General features: G+C 73.4%; 17 protein-coding genes. 11 read left to right on the forward strand and 6 right to left on the reverse strand.

Translation table 11 applies throughout. The features are described from left to right. Positions 1-122 precede the first annotated feature (122 nt). From ACZ56L_RS13605 to ACZ56L_RS13625, 5 genes are all read left to right on the forward strand, one after another. Positions 123-770, forward strand: coding sequence for a TetR family transcriptional regulator (locus tag ACZ56L_RS13605; RefSeq protein ID WP_471063975.1), 648 nt, complete (start codon positions 123-125; stop codon positions 768-770). Between the two features lie 193 nt (positions 771-963). After that, the gene (locus ACZ56L_RS13610; protein WP_471063977.1) at positions 964-2199 is read left to right on the forward strand and encodes an alpha/beta hydrolase; all 1236 of its coding nucleotides are present in this window, start codon (positions 964-966) and stop codon (positions 2197-2199) included. 84 nt (positions 2200-2283) lie between these two features. Further along, complete coding sequence (locus ACZ56L_RS13615; RefSeq protein ID WP_468685937.1) at positions 2284-3219, forward strand: DUF4429 domain-containing protein; 936 nt, start codon at positions 2284-2286, stop codon at positions 3217-3219. A gap of 141 nt (positions 3220-3360) precedes the next feature. Continuing rightward, positions 3361-4860: a sensor histidine kinase gene (locus tag ACZ56L_RS13620; RefSeq protein WP_401757236.1), complete on the forward strand. Its 1500-nt coding sequence runs from the start codon at positions 3361-3363 to the stop codon at positions 4858-4860. Beyond that, positions 4857-5537, forward strand: a complete 681-nt coding sequence (locus ACZ56L_RS13625) for a response regulator transcription factor (protein WP_345223224.1) — start codon at positions 4857-4859, stop codon at positions 5535-5537. Before ACZ56L_RS13620 ends, ACZ56L_RS13625 begins: the two co-directional genes overlap by 4 nt. Before the next feature lie 6 nt (positions 5538-5543). Here ACZ56L_RS13625 and ACZ56L_RS13630 read toward each other — a convergent pair whose 3' ends face one another. Beyond that, positions 5544-6533 (reverse strand): hypothetical protein, encoded by a 990-nt coding sequence (locus ACZ56L_RS13630; protein ID WP_468685941.1) that lies wholly within the window; start codon positions 6531-6533, stop codon positions 5544-5546. A 260-nt stretch (positions 6534-6793) separates the two neighbouring features. On the opposite strand from ACZ56L_RS13630, the gene ACZ56L_RS13635 reads away from it, so the two are divergent. After that, positions 6794-7825 (forward strand): alpha/beta hydrolase, encoded by a 1032-nt coding sequence (locus ACZ56L_RS13635; protein WP_471063980.1) that lies wholly within the window; start codon positions 6794-6796, stop codon positions 7823-7825. A gap of 246 nt (positions 7826-8071) precedes the next feature. Beyond that, entirely contained in the window at positions 8072-9283 is a 1212-nt protein-coding gene (locus tag ACZ56L_RS13640; RefSeq protein WP_345223218.1) for an acyltransferase family protein, read from the forward strand. 22 nt (positions 9284-9305) lie between these two features. Here ACZ56L_RS13640 and ACZ56L_RS13645 read toward each other — a convergent pair whose 3' ends face one another. Beyond that, the gene (locus tag ACZ56L_RS13645) at positions 9306-10328 is read right to left on the reverse strand and encodes an aldo/keto reductase (RefSeq protein WP_471063982.1); all 1023 of its coding nucleotides are present in this window, start codon (positions 10326-10328) and stop codon (positions 9306-9308) included. 10 nt (positions 10329-10338) lie between these two features. Further along, positions 10339-10797 carry a MerR family transcriptional regulator gene (locus ACZ56L_RS13650; protein ID WP_345223216.1) on the reverse strand — a complete coding sequence of 153 codons (459 nt, stop codon included), beginning with the start codon at positions 10795-10797 and terminating at the stop codon, positions 10339-10341. Positions 10798-10882: 85 nt separating this feature from the next. Between ACZ56L_RS13650 and ACZ56L_RS13655 the strand changes: the two genes are divergently transcribed. Continuing rightward, a complete protein-coding gene (locus ACZ56L_RS13655; protein ID WP_471063985.1) occupies positions 10883-11380 on the forward strand; it encodes a GNAT family N-acetyltransferase in 498 nt (165 codons plus the stop codon). A gap of 116 nt (positions 11381-11496) precedes the next feature. After that, positions 11497-12318, forward strand: coding sequence for a serine hydrolase domain-containing protein (locus ACZ56L_RS13660; protein WP_345223214.1), 822 nt, complete (start codon positions 11497-11499; stop codon positions 12316-12318). Positions 12319-12350: 32 nt separating this feature from the next. Here ACZ56L_RS13660 and ACZ56L_RS13665 read toward each other — a convergent pair whose 3' ends face one another. The 3 genes from ACZ56L_RS13665 to ACZ56L_RS13675 all read right to left on the reverse strand — a co-directional run bounded on the left by ACZ56L_RS13665 (position 12351) and on the right by ACZ56L_RS13675 (position 14346). Beyond that, positions 12351-13256 (reverse strand): hypothetical protein, encoded by a 906-nt coding sequence (locus ACZ56L_RS13665; RefSeq protein WP_471063987.1) that lies wholly within the window; start codon positions 13254-13256, stop codon positions 12351-12353. Positions 13257-13320: 64 nt separating this feature from the next. Continuing rightward, complete coding sequence (locus ACZ56L_RS13670) at positions 13321-13680, reverse strand: peptidase inhibitor family I36 protein (protein WP_345223212.1); 360 nt, start codon at positions 13678-13680, stop codon at positions 13321-13323. Positions 13681-13887: 207 nt separating this feature from the next. Further along, the gene (locus ACZ56L_RS13675; protein WP_471063989.1) at positions 13888-14346 is read right to left on the reverse strand and encodes an ATP-binding protein; all 459 of its coding nucleotides are present in this window, start codon (positions 14344-14346) and stop codon (positions 13888-13890) included. Between the two features lie 91 nt (positions 14347-14437). Here ACZ56L_RS13675 and ACZ56L_RS13680 point away from each other — a divergent pair, with 91 nt between their 5' ends. Both ACZ56L_RS13680 and ACZ56L_RS13685 read left to right on the forward strand, forming a co-directional pair. Next, positions 14438-15262 (forward strand): helix-turn-helix domain-containing protein, encoded by an 825-nt coding sequence (locus ACZ56L_RS13680; protein ID WP_471063991.1) that lies wholly within the window; start codon positions 14438-14440, stop codon positions 15260-15262. Then, complete coding sequence (locus ACZ56L_RS13685) at positions 15246-15512, forward strand: DUF397 domain-containing protein (protein WP_471063993.1); 267 nt, start codon at positions 15246-15248, stop codon at positions 15510-15512. The genes ACZ56L_RS13680 and ACZ56L_RS13685 overlap by 17 nt, the downstream gene beginning before the upstream one ends. Positions 15513-15579 lie beyond the last annotated feature (67 nt).

Consider the following 15579-nt stretch of genomic DNA (forward strand, 5'->3'; position numbering starts at 1 on the left):
CACAAGCCGGTAACTGTCAGGTAGCTCACAGGTAAGCTGAGCAGGCGAAATCTTCGGATCAGGCCCTCCCGAGCGCGGGCCGGGGCGCGGCGCAGGAACGACGGCGGGACGATGACGGGGCGATGACGGAGCGGCTGGAACCGGCGCGGCCGACCGGACTGCGCGAGCGCAAGAAGCGGCGCACCCGCAACTCCCTGCTGCGCGTGGCCCTGGAGCTGTTCACCACGCAGGGGTACGAACGCACCACCGTGGACGAGATCGCGGACGCCGTGGAGGTCTCCCAGCGCACCTTCTTCCGCTACTTCGCCTCCAAGGAGGAGGTCGCCTTCACGGTGGTCTCGATGGTGGAGGCCCGCTTCCTGGCGGCGGTGCGCGAACGGCCCGCCGACGAGAATCCGCTCACCGCGCTGCGCAACGCCGTGACCTGGGCGTGGGAGTCGGTGGGCGAGGCGATCGAGGCGGTGGTCCCGATCGAGCTGCACATGCGGACGTACCAGATGATCGAGTCGACCCCGGCCCTGCTGGCGGTCCACCTGCGGCGCTCCACCGAGCTGGAGGACGCGATCGCCCGGGTCATCGCCGAGCGGGAGGGGCTCGACGTGGACACGGACCTCAGGCCCCGGATCGCGGTGGCCGCGTTCGGCGGTGTGATGCGGCTGACCGGACGGATGTGGGGGCGGCGGGAGGACGCCAGCCTGGAGGCGATCCGGGAGATGACGGCCCGCTGCCTGGACCATCTGGAACCCGCCCTGGGCGGGGACTGGCACTGAGCGGATCGCGGGCGCCGTCGGCCGTGAAGTGGCCGAGAAACACCGGTGATCGGCCGGAGAAGCCGGTCCGTCCGAACCCGTACGAGTGCCCAGAACATCCGTACGCACACCCTGACCTGAGTACCTTTATCGAAACGTGATCCGCATCACGGAATGGACACGGGTGGCGCGGATTCTCCTAGGGTGTCCCGCAGTGACTTCCTTCGACTCCTCCCCCACCCTGACCGCGTGGCGGGCGCTGCTCGCGCTGGCCGTGGTGTTCGTGATGCTCGCGATCACCGGCTGGACCGCCCTCCACGACCAGCGCGACGACCACGTGTCGCTCAAGGAGGCCTTCACGGCCTGGAGCCACGGCAGCTTCGACGGCCGCAGGCTCCCCGACCCGACGGGCGCGCCCGGCGTGGTGGCGGGCTTCTTCCACGGGCTGACCCCCGAGCGGCGGAACGCGCTGGCCCGCGAGCACCCGCTGGTCGTCGGCAACCTCAACGGGGCGCCCGTGCCGCTGCGGTACGCCGCGAACCGGTACGCCCTGGCCACGGCCCGGGACACCGAGGCGGCCCGCATGCACGACAACCGGCTCTCGCGCGCGGGCAAGGCGGACGCCGACCGGCGCATGCACCGGTTCGCGGCGCTGCTGCGCCAGCAGCGGCAGGTGCTGGCCTTCGACCCGGACGGCGGCGGGCGGGTCGCGGAGGTCTTCGGGAACCTGGAGCGGGCCGAGCGGATCTCGGTGGTGGTGCCCGGCGTCGACACCAACGTGGTCAACTTCGAGCGGACCTTCCTGCGCTACTCCTCGCCGGTCGGCATGGCCTCCTCGCTGTACGACGAGGAGCGCAGGGCGGACCCGGACAAGAAGGTCGCCGTGATCGCCTGGGCCGACTACACCGCGCCCGCGGGTCTCGGCATGGACGCCATGGTCGGCGCCCCCGCGGAGGCGGGCGCGCGACGGCTGGTCGCGCTGGCCGGGGTGCTGCCGGGGCGCGCCCCGGTGGCGCTGTTCTGCCACAGCTACGGATCGGTGGTGTGCGGGCTCGCGGCCCGCGGCCTGCCGGAGCGGGTCACCGACATAGCGGTCTCCGGCAGCCCCGGGATGCGCGCCGACACCGCCGCCGACCTGGGGTCGAAGGCACGGGTGTGGGCGATGCGGGACGCGGACGACTGGATCGCGGACGTCCCCCACCTGGAGCTCGGCGGGCTCGGGCACGGCAGCGACCCGGTGTCGCCGGAGTTCGGCGCGCGGGTGCTGTCGGCGCGGACCGCCGTCGGGCACACCGGCTACTTCGTGCCGGGGACGGACAGCATCGGCAACTTCGCGCGGATCGGCGTCGGGGCGTACGCGGAGGTGGACTGCGCGGACGGCGGCACGTCCTGCCGGGACGGGGTCGCGGCAGGTTCCGGGGGGCCCGCCGCGTCCGGCGTGGGGGTCTGAGGTGTCCGGCGCGCGGGGCGGGCCGGAAATCGGGCGTCCCGCCGAGGGGCGACGAGCGGGCGGACGCCGCATACGATGAGCCGCATGGGTGATGTGCTGGCCGGAATTCATGCCACCTGGGAGTTCGACAGCGACTCCGTGCTCATCCGCTTCGAACGGGGGATACGTACGCCGAAGCTGCTCTCCGCGCTCGGTGAGCGGCGCATCCCGCACGAGGCGTTGGCCGAGGTGACGCTGACCCCGGGCAAGCGCGGCACGGTGGTGCTGCACGCGGTGCCCAGATCCGGCGCCGACCCGCTGATGGACGCCGCCGCGGGGCAGCTCAAGGAGGGCTGCGACCCCTACCGGCTGGTGCTCCCGGCGGAGCGCGAGGTGCTCGCGGAGTACTACGCGGACGAACTGCGCGGGCGGGTGCGCGCGGCGGGCGCCGCCCTGGGCCTGTCGGAGGGCGAGCCCGCGGACAGGTTCCTGGTGGCGCCGCCCGGGGGCCCCTCGCAGTTCAAGGCGTACGACGCCAAGGCCGGGTTCGACGGGACGCAGGTGACGTTCCGGTGGTTCTGGACGGGTGCGTCCTCCGCCAAGTGGAAGGTGGGCGACCAGAGTTTCCCGGTCGCCGCGCTGAGCGGGGTCGAGTGGCGCTCCCCCGACCTCTCGGGCGGCCATCTGCGCCTGCTGCGGCGCGACGGGGCGGCGGACGGCGGTGCGGGCGGGACCGGTGGCGCGGGCGGGGCGGCGGCCGGCCCGGCGGACCAGGACCCGGCGGCGGTGGTGTTCGGGCTGGGGTACGGGCCGGTGCACGAGTCGCTGCCGTTCGCGGCGTCCGTTCTGGCCGCGGTACGGAGCACGGTTCCGGCGGTCGCGGCCCTGGACCGGGTCGCGGTGGACGCGGTGGGCGCGGGGCGCCGGGACCCGGCGGACATCGCGGAGCGCATCCGGCACCTGGGCGAGCTGCACCAGGCGGGGCTGGTGACGGACGAGGAGTTCACGGCGAAGAAGGCGGAGCTGCTGGCCCAGTTGTAGGAGCGGGGGTGGAGGCGGGAGGCGGCCGGCCGCAGGAGCCCGGGGCGAAAACGGCCGGCGTCTCGTACCAGGGTATGAGGGCGCGTTCCGACCCCCGGTATGACGTGGGAGAACGGGTGCGCTGCCTACGCTGAGGGAGCCATGAAAGAACCGACAGCGTCTCCCGAGCCCCCGTCCTCCGTCCCGCCGAGACCCGCCTTCGCGCCGAGGGCGCCGGGCCCCGCCCCGGGGCAGCAGCCCGCCGGGCACGACGGGCTGTTCGCCGCCGCCGGGCGTCGGCTGCGGGAGATGCTGCACGCGCTCACGCATCCCTCGCATCCGGCCACTCCGCTGCTGGCGGACGCCCCCAAGCGCTGGCAGCGGCTGCTGCCGTACGCGGTGGCGCTGACCCTGACGGCGGTGCTGCTGCCGGTCACGATCCAGGTGCTGACGAACAGCTACGGGCTGTCCGGCGGCATCGCGGGGGCGGTCGGCGCGGGGCAGGCGCTGCCGCTGCTGATGATCGCCCACCGGCCGCTCCAGGCCTGGTGGATCGTGTTCCCCTCCGGGGTGGCGGGGGCCCTGTTCCTGGTGGAGCCGCTGCATCCGGGGCGGGGGATCTGGCCGTGGCCCGCGCCCACGATCATCGGGATGCTGTTCCTGCTGTTCGGACTGGGGCTACGGGAGCGGCGGGCGGCCCTGGTGGGCGTCTGGCTGGTCACCGTGGTCACGGGCCTGGCGCTCGGCCAGTACAAACCGCAGCTCAGCGACGGCACCCAGGTGCTGACGATCGTGCTCGGCGGGGCGGCGCTGATCATCGGCGGGGCGCTGCGCGAGCGCGGCGAGGCCCAGCGGGCTCTGGTGGCACAGGAGACCATCAGCGTCGCGGAGCGCGCCCACCGCACGCTCCTGGAGGAACGCACCCGGATCGCCCGGGAGTTGCACGACGTGGTCGCCCATCACATGTCGATGATCACGGTGCAGGCGGATTCCGCGCCGTACCGGATCAGCGGGCTGCCGGACGCGGCGCGGGAGGAGTTCGCGTCGATCGCGGCCAGTGCGCGGGAGTCGCTGACCGAGATGCGGCGGCTGCTGGTGGTGCTGCGCAGTGAGGGCGCCGAGGGCGAGCGGGCGCCGCAGCCGGGGCTGGACAGGATCCAGCAGCTCGTGGAGGCGGCGGTGCGGGCGGGCGTCCCGGCCGAGTTGTCGATGGCGGCGGAGCTGGCGGCGGGTCCGGGCAAGCCCGCCGTGCCGCAGGCGGTGGACCTGTCGGCGTACCGCATCGTGCAGGAGGCCCTGGCGAACGTGGTGCGGCACGCGCCGGGGGCACAGACGCGGGTGTCGGTGCGCGTGGAGGGGGCGGACCTGCTGGTGCTGGTCGTCAACGGGCCGGTGGCCGACCCGGTTTCGCGGGTCGAGGCGAAGGGGGCGGGCGGGCACGGACTGGTCGGGATGCGCGAACGCGTACGGTTGACCGGGGGCACGCTGGACACGGGACCGTTGCCGGACGGCGGTTTCCGGGTGGCGGCGAGGCTGCCGCTGCCGGCGGCCGGGGCCCCGGCGGGGCAGCCCGAGCCGCCCGACGGGTCCGCGCCCCCGGACAGACCACCGGGTCCCGACGGACCTCCGTTCCCCGACGAGAAGGACGCCCCTGCCCCATGACCATTCGCGTGATCATCGTTGACGACCAGGCCATGGTGCGGGCCGGCTTCGCCGCGCTGCTCGCGGCGCAGGCCGACATCGACGTGGTGGGCGAGGCCCCCGACGGGAAGCAGGGCGTGGCGGTGAGCCGGCAGACGCACCCGGACGTGGTGCTGATGGACGTGCGGATGCCGGAGATGGACGGGCTGGCCGCCGCCCGGGAGATCCTGAACCCGCCGCCGGGCCTGGAGCACCGGCCGAAGGTGCTGATGCTGACCACCTTCGACGTGGACGACTACGTGTACGAGGCGCTGCGGGCGGGGGCCTCCGGGTTCCTGCTGAAGGACGCCCCGCCGGCCGATCTGATCGCGGCGGTACGGGTGGTGGCGGCCGGGGAGGCGCTGCTCGCGCCGTCGGTGACCCGGCGGCTGATCGCGGAGTTCGCCGCCCAGCGGCCCGCCCCCCGGCCCAGTCCCGCGCTGCGGCTCAACGGCCTCACCCCGCGCGAGACCGAAGTGCTGGAGCTGATCGCACGGGGGCTGTCCAACTCGGAGATCGCGGACCGGCTCATCCTGGCGGAGCAGACGGTGAAGACCCACATCGGCCGGGTGCTGGCCAAGCTGGACCTGCGGGACCGGGCCCAGGCGGTCATCTTCGCGTACGAGTCGGGGCTCGTGGCGCCGGGGGACGCGGGCTGACGCCGGTCAGCGGGCGGGTGGGGTGACGGGGAGGGGCCGGGTCCTGCGCCAGTACGAGCGGGCCGCCACGGCAAGGGCCAGACCGTACGGGGCGAAGGCGCCCATGCCCGCCCAGCTCACCAGGAGCGCGTCTGCGCCGGTGCGGAAGTCGCCCGGGGGGAGGTCGAGGACGCCCAGGGTGGCGAGGGTCAGGTAGCCGCTGCCGATCAGGCCGTACGGGACCAGGGTGGCCGCGCCGAGGAGGGCGGGGGCCAGGGGCAGCCACCTCGGCACCCGCCGGCCCGCGAGGAACGCCGTCCACCGGGGGAAGACCTGGCCCCACGGACGTATCAGGCCGAACAGCAGGACCACCCCGAGCAGGGCGAACAAGGCGGTCGGGTCGAGGCCCCGGGACTCCAGGGCCAGCCACGCGTCCGAGGCCCCGTTGCGCCGCGACACCTCCAGCACCTCGGCCCCGGACATTCCGGCGAAGGTTCCGCCGAGAGCCCAGACCGTCTTCATCGTGGCGTACGGAAGGAAGGCCGCGGCGCCCACGACGGCGACGAGGTGGACGCGGGAGGAGGCGGCGGCCGCGGGCGCGTGGCGCCCCGAACGAGGCCGCCGCCCAAGGGAGTCGGCGCCCAGGAGCACTGCCCCGATGAGACCGAGGGCGTGGTGTGCGGCGGCGGCCGGGCGGGCGGGGAGGCTGCCGGTCAGCAGCATCAGGACGTCCATCAGAAGGCCGAAACCCGACACGAGTGACAGCGCGGCGGCGATCAGCAGGGCGCGGCGGACCGCGAGCCGCTCGCCCCGCCGGCGACGGGCCGCAAGAGCGGCGGCGGCCAGGGCGGCGACGGCGACCGCGCCCCAGTCGCAGGCGGCCGGGGCCTCGTGCGGCCCCAGGCTGAGGAGAGGGACCCCGGCGAGGGCGCAGCCGGCGGCGAACGCCCCGTGGACGACCGCCCAGACGAGGAGAAGGCGGGAGCCGGGACGGGCCGGAGGTGTGATCCTGGTCATACCGCGCAGTTTCACACCCGGCGCGGGACGGGCGCGTCGATCGCGAGTACCCAGCGCCTCCACCGGTCGGGGGAGAGAACCGTACGCCCCGGGGTGGGGCCAGCACCCCCCTCCCGCCTGCGGAAAACCTCCAGTACTGCGGTATCACACCCGAGTTGGCTCCCTGGTGTGACGCCGCGCGCCCCACCTCTTTCCTACCTTTCCGGCTGTCGGGTCAGCACGCCGCGGAAGGGCCGCGAGGTGCGGAAAGGGGCGGGGACATGCAGCGGTCGCACCGATTCAGGAGGACTCTCGCCGCCGTCGCGCTCGTCGCGACGACGGTCGCGGGCACCGCGGGCTGGGTCTCCGCCGACGCGCAGGCCCCCGTCACCGGACCGCCCCCGGGCTCCGCCGCGTGGCGCGGTGAGGGGCTGATCGACCCGGCTGCCAGTACACCGCGTCAGGTGGCCGCGTTCTTCCGGGGGTTGAGCGCCGAGCGGCGGGCGGAGCTCGTACGGCGGCACCCGCTGGTCGTCGGCAACCTGGACGGCGCTCCCGTCGCCCTGCGGTACGCCGCGAACCGGGCGGCCGTCGCCGCCGACGGGCGCTTCGGGCGGCTGCTCGGGCCGGGCCGGCAGATCCTCGCCTTCGACCCGCGCGGCCGTGGCCAAGTGGCCGAGGTGTACGGGGACTTGGAGCGGGCCCGGCACGTCGCGGTGATCGTGCCCGGGTCGGACATCGACGCGGGGACGTACGACCGCAGGAGGGACCCGTACGGGACGCCCGCCGGAATGGCGCGGAGTCTGCGGGACGAGACCGGCGCCGGGACGGCGGTCGTCGCCTGGGCCGGGTACACCACCCCGGTCGGCGTCGGCGTCGACGCGGCGACCGGGGGTCTCGCGGAGGCGGGGGCGGACCGGCTGGCACGGTTCGCGGACGGGCTGGCCGCGGTGGGGGCGCCGGCCCCGGCGGTGTTCTGCCACAGCTACGGGTCGGTGGTGTGCGGGCTGGCCGCGTCCCGGCTGGCCGCCGCGGACATCGTGGCGTTCGCGTCGCCGGGGATGCGGGTGGACTCGGCCGCCGAGCTGCGCACCTCGGCGCGGGTGTGGGCGGCGAAGGACCCCACGGACTGGATCGGGCGCGTCCCGAACGTCGAGGTGCTGGGGCTGGGGCACGGGGCGGACCCGGCGGACGCCCGCTTCGGGGCGCGGCGGGTGGAGGCGCGGGGGGCGCGGGGGCACACGGGGTACTTCGCGCCGGGGACGGACTCGTTGCGGGCGTTCGCGGCGATCGCCGAGGGGCGGGCGCTGTGAACGCGACGACTCGGGCCCTCGTCGCCCGCTTTCGGCGCCGTCCGGTGCCGCGCCGGGCGCCCGTACCGGACGCGCGGCCGCCCACGGTTCCCGTGCGGGTGCGTCGTGGCTGGTCGCGCAGTTCCTCGCGCCCCTGACGGGGCTCCCCCCCGGATGCGACCGCGCCGGTGCGCCGTGGTCGCCCGCGCAGTTCCCCGCCCCCCCTGACGGGGGCTCTCGTTCACTCGGAAGTCTGAAGGAAACCTCATGAACCTCGCCGCCATCGCGGGAAAGATCGACGCGCGGACGCCCGCCCACCGGGACCGGGCCGTCGACGGGTTGCGGGCGCTGGCCCTGCTCGCCGTGCCCACCGGGCACTGGCTGCTCGGCGGCTTCACCGTCGACGCCGACGTCGGGTCGCTGCACAACGCCAGCCCGCTCAGCACCTTCTCCGGGCTCTCGCCGCTGAGCTGGGTGCTCCAGATGCTGGGGATCTTCTTCCTCGTGGGCGGCTACGCGGCGGTCCTCTCGTACAAGCGGCACGCGGGAACGAGTGCCGAGTGGCTCAAGGGACGGCTGGTGCGGCTGGGGCGGCCCGTGCTCGGGGTGACCGCCGTGTGGGCGCTCATGGTGCCCCTGCTGTACGGACTCGGGGTGCCCGAAGCCACCCTGCGGACCGGCGCGAAGCTCGTCGTGCAGCCGCTGTGGTTCGTCGCGGTGTACGCGGTGATCACCGCGCTCACGCCGCTGTGCGTGCGGGCGGCCCGGCGGACGGGCGCCTGGTCGGCCGCCCCGCTCATCGGGACCGTCGCGGCCGTCGACTTCCTGCGGTACGGACCGTACGCCGACGCGATGCCCTCCTGGCTGAGCCTGCTGAACCTGCTGCCGGGATGGCTGTTCGCGTACCAGCTCGGCGTCGCCTGGGGCGAGAAGCGGCTCGGCAAGCGCGCCGCGTACGTCCTGCTGATCGGCGGCACCGTCCTGTTCGCCGCGCTGCTCCTCGCCTTCCACTACCCGGCGTCCATGGTCGGCGTGCCCGGCCAGGACCGCACCAACTCGCACCCGCCGTCCCTGCTCGTCCTCGCGCTGGCCGCCGCCCAGAGCGGCGCCGCGATCCTGCTGCGGGACCGGATCGCGAAGCTCCTCAAGCGGCCCGCGCTGTGGGCGCCCGTCGTCGTCATCAACCTCTCCGCCATGACGATCCTGTGCTGGCACCAGACCGCGATGCTCGCCGCCGCCGTCCCCGCCTCGTACATCGGGACGATCCCCGGGCTCACCGAGGCGCCCGTCACCCTCGGGTGGATCGCCGCCCGGCTGGCGTGGCTCCCGCTGTTCGCGGTGCTGCTGGTGGTGATCGGGAAGTACACCCGGGTCTTCGAGAACCCCGGGCGGACCGCCCTGGGCGCGACGAAGGCCCGCCGGGCGGCCACCGGGCTGCTCGCGGCGGGCTTCACGGTCTTCGCGCTGGGCCTCGCGTGAGGAGGCCCCGCCCGGGGTCCGGCTACTCGCGGCCCGCCGACGTGAACGCCATGTCGGCGTACCGGCCGCCCCGCACCTGCCCGGCGATCGGCTCCAGCAGCGCCAGTTCGTCCGCGGAGAGGAGCAGGTGCGCGGCGGCCGCGTTCTCCTCGACCCGGGTCCGCCTGCTGGTCCCCGGGATCGGCACCACCGACACCCCGTGCACCCGCGCCCGCTGCTGCACCCATGCCAGCGCCACCTGCCCCAACGTGACGCCCCGCGCGCGGGCCACCTCGCGGACCGGGTCGAGCAGGGTGGTGTTGTGCTGGGCGTTGTCGCCGGTGAAGCGGGGCTGCTGGCGGCGGAAGTCGCCCTCGGTGAGGTCCTTCTCGGCGCTGGTGAAGGAACCGGTGAGGAAGCCCCGGCCCAGCGGCGAGTACGCGACCAGGGTGGCCCCCGTCTCCGCGACCGCCGGGACGACGCCCGCCTCGATGTCCCGGCTGAACAGCGACCACTCCGACTGCACGGCCGCGATCGGGTGCACGGCGTGCGCGGCGCGCAGCTCGGGTCCGGTGACCTCGCTCAGGCCGAGCTGCTTGACCTTGCCCGCCGCGACCAGTTCGGCCATCACGCCGACGGTCTCCTCGATGGGGACGTTCACGTCGCGCCGGTGCATGTAGTAGAGGTCGATGACGTCGACGCCCAGGCGGCGCAGGCTGTCGTCGGCGCAGGCGCGGATGTAGGCGGGGTCGTTGCGGATGACGCGCCGGGTGCTGTCCTCGGGGTCGATGGTCAGCGCGAACTTGGTGGCGAGGGTGATCTCGTCGCGGTGCGCGGCGACGAAGGGGGCGAGGAACTCCTCGTTCTCGCCGTTCGCGTAGGCGTCCGCGGTGTCGTAGAGCGTCACGCCCAGTTCGAGGGCGCGCTCCAGGGTGGCGCGGGCCTCGCCGGCGTCGGTGGGACCGTACGCGAAGCTCATGCCCATGCAGCCGAGGCCCTGGACGCCGATCTCGGGACCGGTGGGGCCGCCGAGGCGGGTGGTGGGGACGCGGGGGGTGTTCGTCATGCGTGAGTCCTCAGTACCTCTCCGACGTCCGGCGCGATTCCGCGTAGACGTCGATCTTGTAGTCGAGTACGGCGAGCGTGTCCTGCAGCTCCGCGATGCGGGCGCGCACGTCACGCCGGGTGGCCTCCAGCAGTTCCTGGCGCGCTTCGAAGGTGTGCTCCCCCTCGCGCACCAGTTCCGCGTACCGCACCATGTCCGCGACCGGCATCCCGGTCAGCCGGAGCTTGCCGACGAGGGCCAGCCAGTCCAGGTCCCGGTTGCGGAACCGGCGCTGGCCGGTGTGCGAGCGGTCCACGTGCGGCATCAGCCCGATCCGCTCGTACCAGCGCAGGGTGTGCGCGCTCAGGCCGGTGACCCGGGCGACCTCGCTGATCGTGTAGTGGTCGCGCCCCTCGGGGAGGGGGTGGCCGGGGGCCGGGGCGCACGAGGCCCGGTGGGTGCGTACGGGACTGCTGTCGATCACCGTCATGTCCTCCACGCTAGAACCTTGGAGTGCACTCCAAGCAAGCACAATCCGCAGGAGATTCCCGCGGTGCGCCGCTACCGTGCCCCGCATGGACGATGCGACCCCACCCGCCGTGCGCGTACGGCGCGCGACGGCGGACGACGCGGCGGAAGTGCTGCGCCTGCGCCAGGTCATGCTCGACTCGCTGCGCGCACCGGGCCACCCCGCCCCCGCGGACTGGCAGGCCGCCGCGCTGCCGGGCCTGCGTAGGAGACTGGCCTCCCCGGACGGGGACTTCGCGGCCTTCGTCACCGAACACCCGGCCGGCGGCGGCCTTTTGGTCTCCCTCGCCGTCGGTACGGTCGACTACCGCATCGGCGGCCCGGGGGACCCCCTGGGCGCGCGGGGCCACGTCTTCTCGGTCGCCACCGACCCGGACGCCCGCCGCCGGGGCCACGCCCGCGCGTGCGTGGGCGCGCTCCTCGCCTGGTTCCGCGAGCGCGGCGTGGTCCAGGCGGGCCTCTCCGCCTCCCCGGAGGCCGAGCCCCTCTACACCTCCCTGGGCTTCACCCGGCGCCCGCAACCGGAGATGCGCCTGACCCTGTGACGGGCCCCCCGGCCGCGTCCCGCTCACCCGCACGGAACCGTGCGGCGCCCGCGGGCCGCCCACCGGCCCACCGGCCCGCGGAGGGCGGCGGCCGGGCGCCCGTTACGCTCGACGTCATGCAGAGCGTGTCGATGATCGAGTCCTGGCCCGTGCCCACCGCCGCCACCGCCGTCGTCCGGGCGGACGGCGCCGTCCTCGGGGCCCACGGGGCGACCGCCCACCGCTTCCCCCTCGCCTCCGTGTCCAAGCCGCTCGGCGCCTACGCCGCCCTCGTGGCGTACGAGGAGGGGGCCGTCGAGCTCGACGAGCCCGCGGGCCCGCCCGGCTCGACCGTCCGGCACCTGCTCGCCCACACCAGCGGCCTCGCCTACGACGAACCCCGGGTGACCTCGGAGCCGGGCGCGCGCCGCCTCTACTCCAACGCGGGTTTCGACGCCCTCGGCGACCACATCGCCAAGGCCACCGACATCCCCTTCGGCGAGTACCTCCGCCAGGCCGTCCTGGAGCCCCTCGGCATGACCGCCACCACCATGGACGGCTCCCCCGCCCGCGACGGCGTCTCCACGGTCGAAGACCTCACCCGTTTCGCCGCCGAGCTCCAGGCCCCCCGGCTCCTCGACCCCCGCACGGTCGCCGAGGCCACCCTCACCGTGCACTACCCCGGCACCAAGGGCGTCCTCCCCGGCTTCGGCCACCAGAACCCCAACGACTGGGGCCTCGGCTTCGAGATCCGCGACTCCAAGTCCCCGCACTGGACCGGCGCTTCCGCCTCGCCCCGCACGTTCGGGCACTTCGGCCAGTCCGGTACGTTCCTGATGGTCGACCCGGACGCGGGGCTCGCGATCGTCGCCCTGACCGACCGGGCCTTCGGCCCCTGGGCGGCGGAGGCCTGGCCCCCGTACATCGACGCGGTGCTCGCCGAGGCACGTACCGCCTGAGTCCCGCGCGGGAGTACCGGCAGGGACTCCGCCTACCCCTGGGCGGCGGGGGCCTCGCGGATCTTCCTCGCGCGCTCCAGGAAGCTGTTCTTCGCCGCGAGGAGCGCCGCGAAGTCCTTCGGCTTCTCCTCGATCCACTTCCGCTGGAGTTCGCCGTCCACCCGGAACCAGGTGCGGACGAGCCCCGTCCGCACCTGGCACCGCACGTCCTGGACCGCGACCGCCTTCTCGGCCTCCGTCGGCGGCTTCGCCATGTCCCACCGCGGGTCGCCGACCGCCTCGGCGGGCGTCGCGTAGGCGTGGCCCGCAGCCCGCATGCACGCGCTCCAGTCCCGCGTGGCCCGCACCACCCGCGGGTCCTTCGCGGACTCCTCCAGCGCCTTGGAGCTGAATCGCATCGCCGGGGCGTCGTCGTAGCGGATACCGCGCCACAGGGCGTCGTTGGCGCGGCGCTGGCAGCCCGACTCCTCGTCCGTGGCCGCCTTCTTCTCCTCCGGCGTGAGGCCGAGCTCGCGGCGCTGCTTCTTCTCGTAGACCTCGGTGGGGCTCAGCAGCGCCGGCACGTGGTGGTAACCGAAGGACCGGGCCACATCCGGCTCCACGACCCCGTACCGGCGGCGGTTGCGCCAGTCCCCGAAGTCGGGGCGGTCGATGAGCCGCCACTCGAAGCCGAGCTCCTTCATGCACTGCCGGGTGAGCAGGTCCGCCGCCGCCTCGCCGTCGTAGATCTCGTCGACCGACAGGAGGTACGCGTCCATCGGCAGCCGCAGTGCGAGGACCTCGGCGGAGGGCGCCGGAACCTCCGGCACGCGTACACCGCGCGGTTCGGGCTGCTGCGTCGCGCACCCCGCCGTCAGCGCCAGGGGGACGGCCAGCGCCGCCGAGAGCCACGCCCCCGCCCGTTTCTTCCTCTTCCGTACGACGTCGTCGCCGTTCACTTTTCTCCCCGGCCCGTGAAACGAAAAAGCGGGGGGCCGGTTCTCCGACCCCCCGGTTCTCCTGCTACAGGAACTTCACACAGCTCGCCTTGTTGTCGAAGTTGTTGTTGCTGAAGTCGCTGTCCGACGAATTGGGCTTCGCCGTGTAGCTGGAACCCGTACACGAACCGCCGATGTCCCACAGGCCGACGTAGGAGTTCGTCTGGTTCCGCATGGAGCTGGCGCCGTTCTGCATGACCTGCGTGGTGCCGGCCCAGTACTTGTTGTTCAGCTCCACGTCGGAGCCGTTGAAGACGGCGTAGTGGCCACCGTAGTTGTCGTGCTGGTACAGGTTGAAAGCCGCGTTCGCGGCGGGGGCGACCCCGAGCGCGAGGGTGGCCGCGGCGGCCATGGTGCCGAAACGAAGAGCGAGCTTGCGACGCATGCTGTTCCTCTCGTTCATCTGCCGGACATCCGTCCGACGACTATTCGACAGAGCACCGAATCAATGGAATTCCGGTGGATCGGTCTCTCGAATCCGGGACGGAGCCAACCACCGCGCCCATTCGGGTGTCAACGAATGAATTCATTACGGCCACGAGTCCGCAGCCGGCCCGCAGCGGCTGAATTCATCCGTGTTTTCCCGTGCCCTTCATGCATCCGTCTTGACAGCCGCCCGGCACTCGAACCACACCGTCTTCCCCGCCCGGCCGCCGCCCCTGGGCTCCACCCCCCAGGCGTCCGTCACCGCCCCCACCAGCCACAGCCCCCGCCCGGCCTCCTCCTCCGCGTCGCCGTCCGGCGCCCCGGCCCGTACGACCGGAAGCTCCGGGCAGTCGTCCGCGACCTCCACCCGCACCCCTTCCGCGCCGCACAGGAACACCATCGAGCAACGCCGGTCCGGCACATGCCGGACAACGTTCGCGACGAGTTCGGTGAGGGCGAGTTCCGCCGCGTCGGCGAGGTCCAGCAGCCGCCAGTTGGCGAGGTACACGCGCAGGATGCGCCGCAAGTGCCTGGCGGAGTGCTCACCGACGGTGAAGCCGGTGCGGTAGCTCGCCCCGAGGGGGTCCCCAAGCTCGGGCGCCTGAGGGGCAGTTGTGTGATTCATGCCACCAGAGTGCGTTCGGCCAACTACGCTCGGCTACGTACTGGATCGAACCCTGCCACTCGTTGCAGGAGTACGTCGGGAGGCCCCTACCGTGGCTCACATCCGCTCCCTCGACCCCAGCGCCTCACCCCTCGACTACTACGGCTTCGAACTGCGCCGTCTGCGCGAGGAAGCGGGCCTGCGGCAGTGCCAGCTCGGCGAGGCGATCTTCTGCACGGGCTCGCTGATCGGCCAGATCGAGACCACGAAGAAGATCCCGACCCGTGACTTCTCCGAACGCGTGGACGCCGCGCTCGGCACGGACGGCCTGTTCTCCCGGCTGATCGGTCTGGTGCTGCGGAGCCAACTGCCGACGTGGTTCCAGCCGTACGCGGACATGGAGGCGAAGGCGGCGTACATCTCCACGTACCAGGCGCAGTTGGTGTACGGGCTGCTCCAGACGGAGGAGTACGCGCGGGCCGTCCTGAGCGTTGAGTCACCCGAGACTCTCGACGCCCGGCTGGAGGCTCGCATGGAACGTCAGCGCATACTCTCGCGCCAGGACCCGCCCGCCATCTGGGCGGTGCTCGACGAGGCCGCCTTGTACCGGCGGATCGGGGGCCACGAGGTCATGCGGAGCCAACTCGCCCACCTGTTGCGCTTCCGCGACCAGCAGTGGGTGAACCTCCAGGTACTCCCCTTCGGCCAGGGGCAGCACAGCGCGATGATGGGTTCGTTCACTCTGTTGCGCTTCTCCGACGACCCCGAAGTCCACTACAGCGAGAGTTACGACCAGGGGCACATGACAGCCAATCCGCAAGTAATCAGGGAGCGTTCGGTCGGATACGCTCGCTTGCAGGCCTCGGCCCTCTCCAGGGAGGACTCGGCTGAACTGATCGCTCGCGTGATGGAGGAACGTTATGGGGATCGCTCGTGACCTGACCGGGGCGCAGTGGCGCAAGTCGTCGTACAGCGGGTCCAGCGGCGGCGAATGCGTCGAGTGCACCGTCACCGGCACCGCCACCTGGCGCAAGTCCTCCCACAGCGGCAGCAGCGGCGGCGACTGCGTCGAGGTCGTCAGCAACTGCCCGACCACCGTCCCCGTCCGCGACAGCAAGAACCCCAACGGCCCGGTCCTCTTCTTCGGTCCGGCCGCCTGGAGCACGTTCGTGGACACCCTGCGCTGAGCACGACGAAGGGCCCCGCATCTGGTGTCAGGTGCGGGGCCCTCGTCGTGCGCTCAGCGCGACATGG

The organism is Streptomyces sp. NPDC039736 (assembly GCF_055596485.1).

Bases quoted from the DNA above. Each gene is read 5' to 3' on its own strand.
- ACZ56L_RS13605 (WP_471063975.1), top strand. From the start codon at position 123: ATGACGGAGCGGCTGGAACCGGCGCGGCCGACCGGACTGCGCGAGCGC.
- ACZ56L_RS13615 (WP_468685937.1), top strand. From the start codon at position 2,284: ATGGGTGATGTGCTGGCCGGAATTCATGCCACCTGGGAGTTCGACAGC.
- ACZ56L_RS13620 (WP_401757236.1), top strand. From the start codon at position 3,361: ATGAAAGAACCGACAGCGTCTCCCGAGCCCCCGTCCTCCGTCCCGCCG.
- ACZ56L_RS13625 (WP_345223224.1), top strand. From the start codon at position 4,857: ATGACCATTCGCGTGATCATCGTTGACGACCAGGCCATGGTGCGGGCC.
- ACZ56L_RS13630 (WP_468685941.1), bottom strand. From the start codon at position 6,533: ATGACCAGGATCACACCTCCGGCCCGTCCCGGCTCCCGCCTTCTCCTC.
- ACZ56L_RS13635 (WP_471063980.1), top strand. From the start codon at position 6,794: ATGCAGCGGTCGCACCGATTCAGGAGGACTCTCGCCGCCGTCGCGCTC.
- ACZ56L_RS13640 (WP_345223218.1), top strand. From the start codon at position 8,072: ATGAACCTCGCCGCCATCGCGGGAAAGATCGACGCGCGGACGCCCGCC.
- ACZ56L_RS13645 (WP_471063982.1), bottom strand. From the start codon at position 10,328: ATGACGAACACCCCCCGCGTCCCCACCACCCGCCTCGGCGGCCCCACC.
- ACZ56L_RS13650 (WP_345223216.1), bottom strand. From the start codon at position 10,797: ATGACGGTGATCGACAGCAGTCCCGTACGCACCCACCGGGCCTCGTGC.
- ACZ56L_RS13655 (WP_471063985.1), top strand. From the start codon at position 10,883: ATGGACGATGCGACCCCACCCGCCGTGCGCGTACGGCGCGCGACGGCG.
- ACZ56L_RS13660 (WP_345223214.1), top strand. From the start codon at position 11,497: ATGCAGAGCGTGTCGATGATCGAGTCCTGGCCCGTGCCCACCGCCGCC.
- ACZ56L_RS13670 (WP_345223212.1), bottom strand. From the start codon at position 13,680: ATGCGTCGCAAGCTCGCTCTTCGTTTCGGCACCATGGCCGCCGCGGCC.
- ACZ56L_RS13675 (WP_471063989.1), bottom strand. From the start codon at position 14,346: ATGAATCACACAACTGCCCCTCAGGCGCCCGAGCTTGGGGACCCCCTC.
- ACZ56L_RS13685 (WP_471063993.1), top strand. From the start codon at position 15,246: ATGGGGATCGCTCGTGACCTGACCGGGGCGCAGTGGCGCAAGTCGTCG.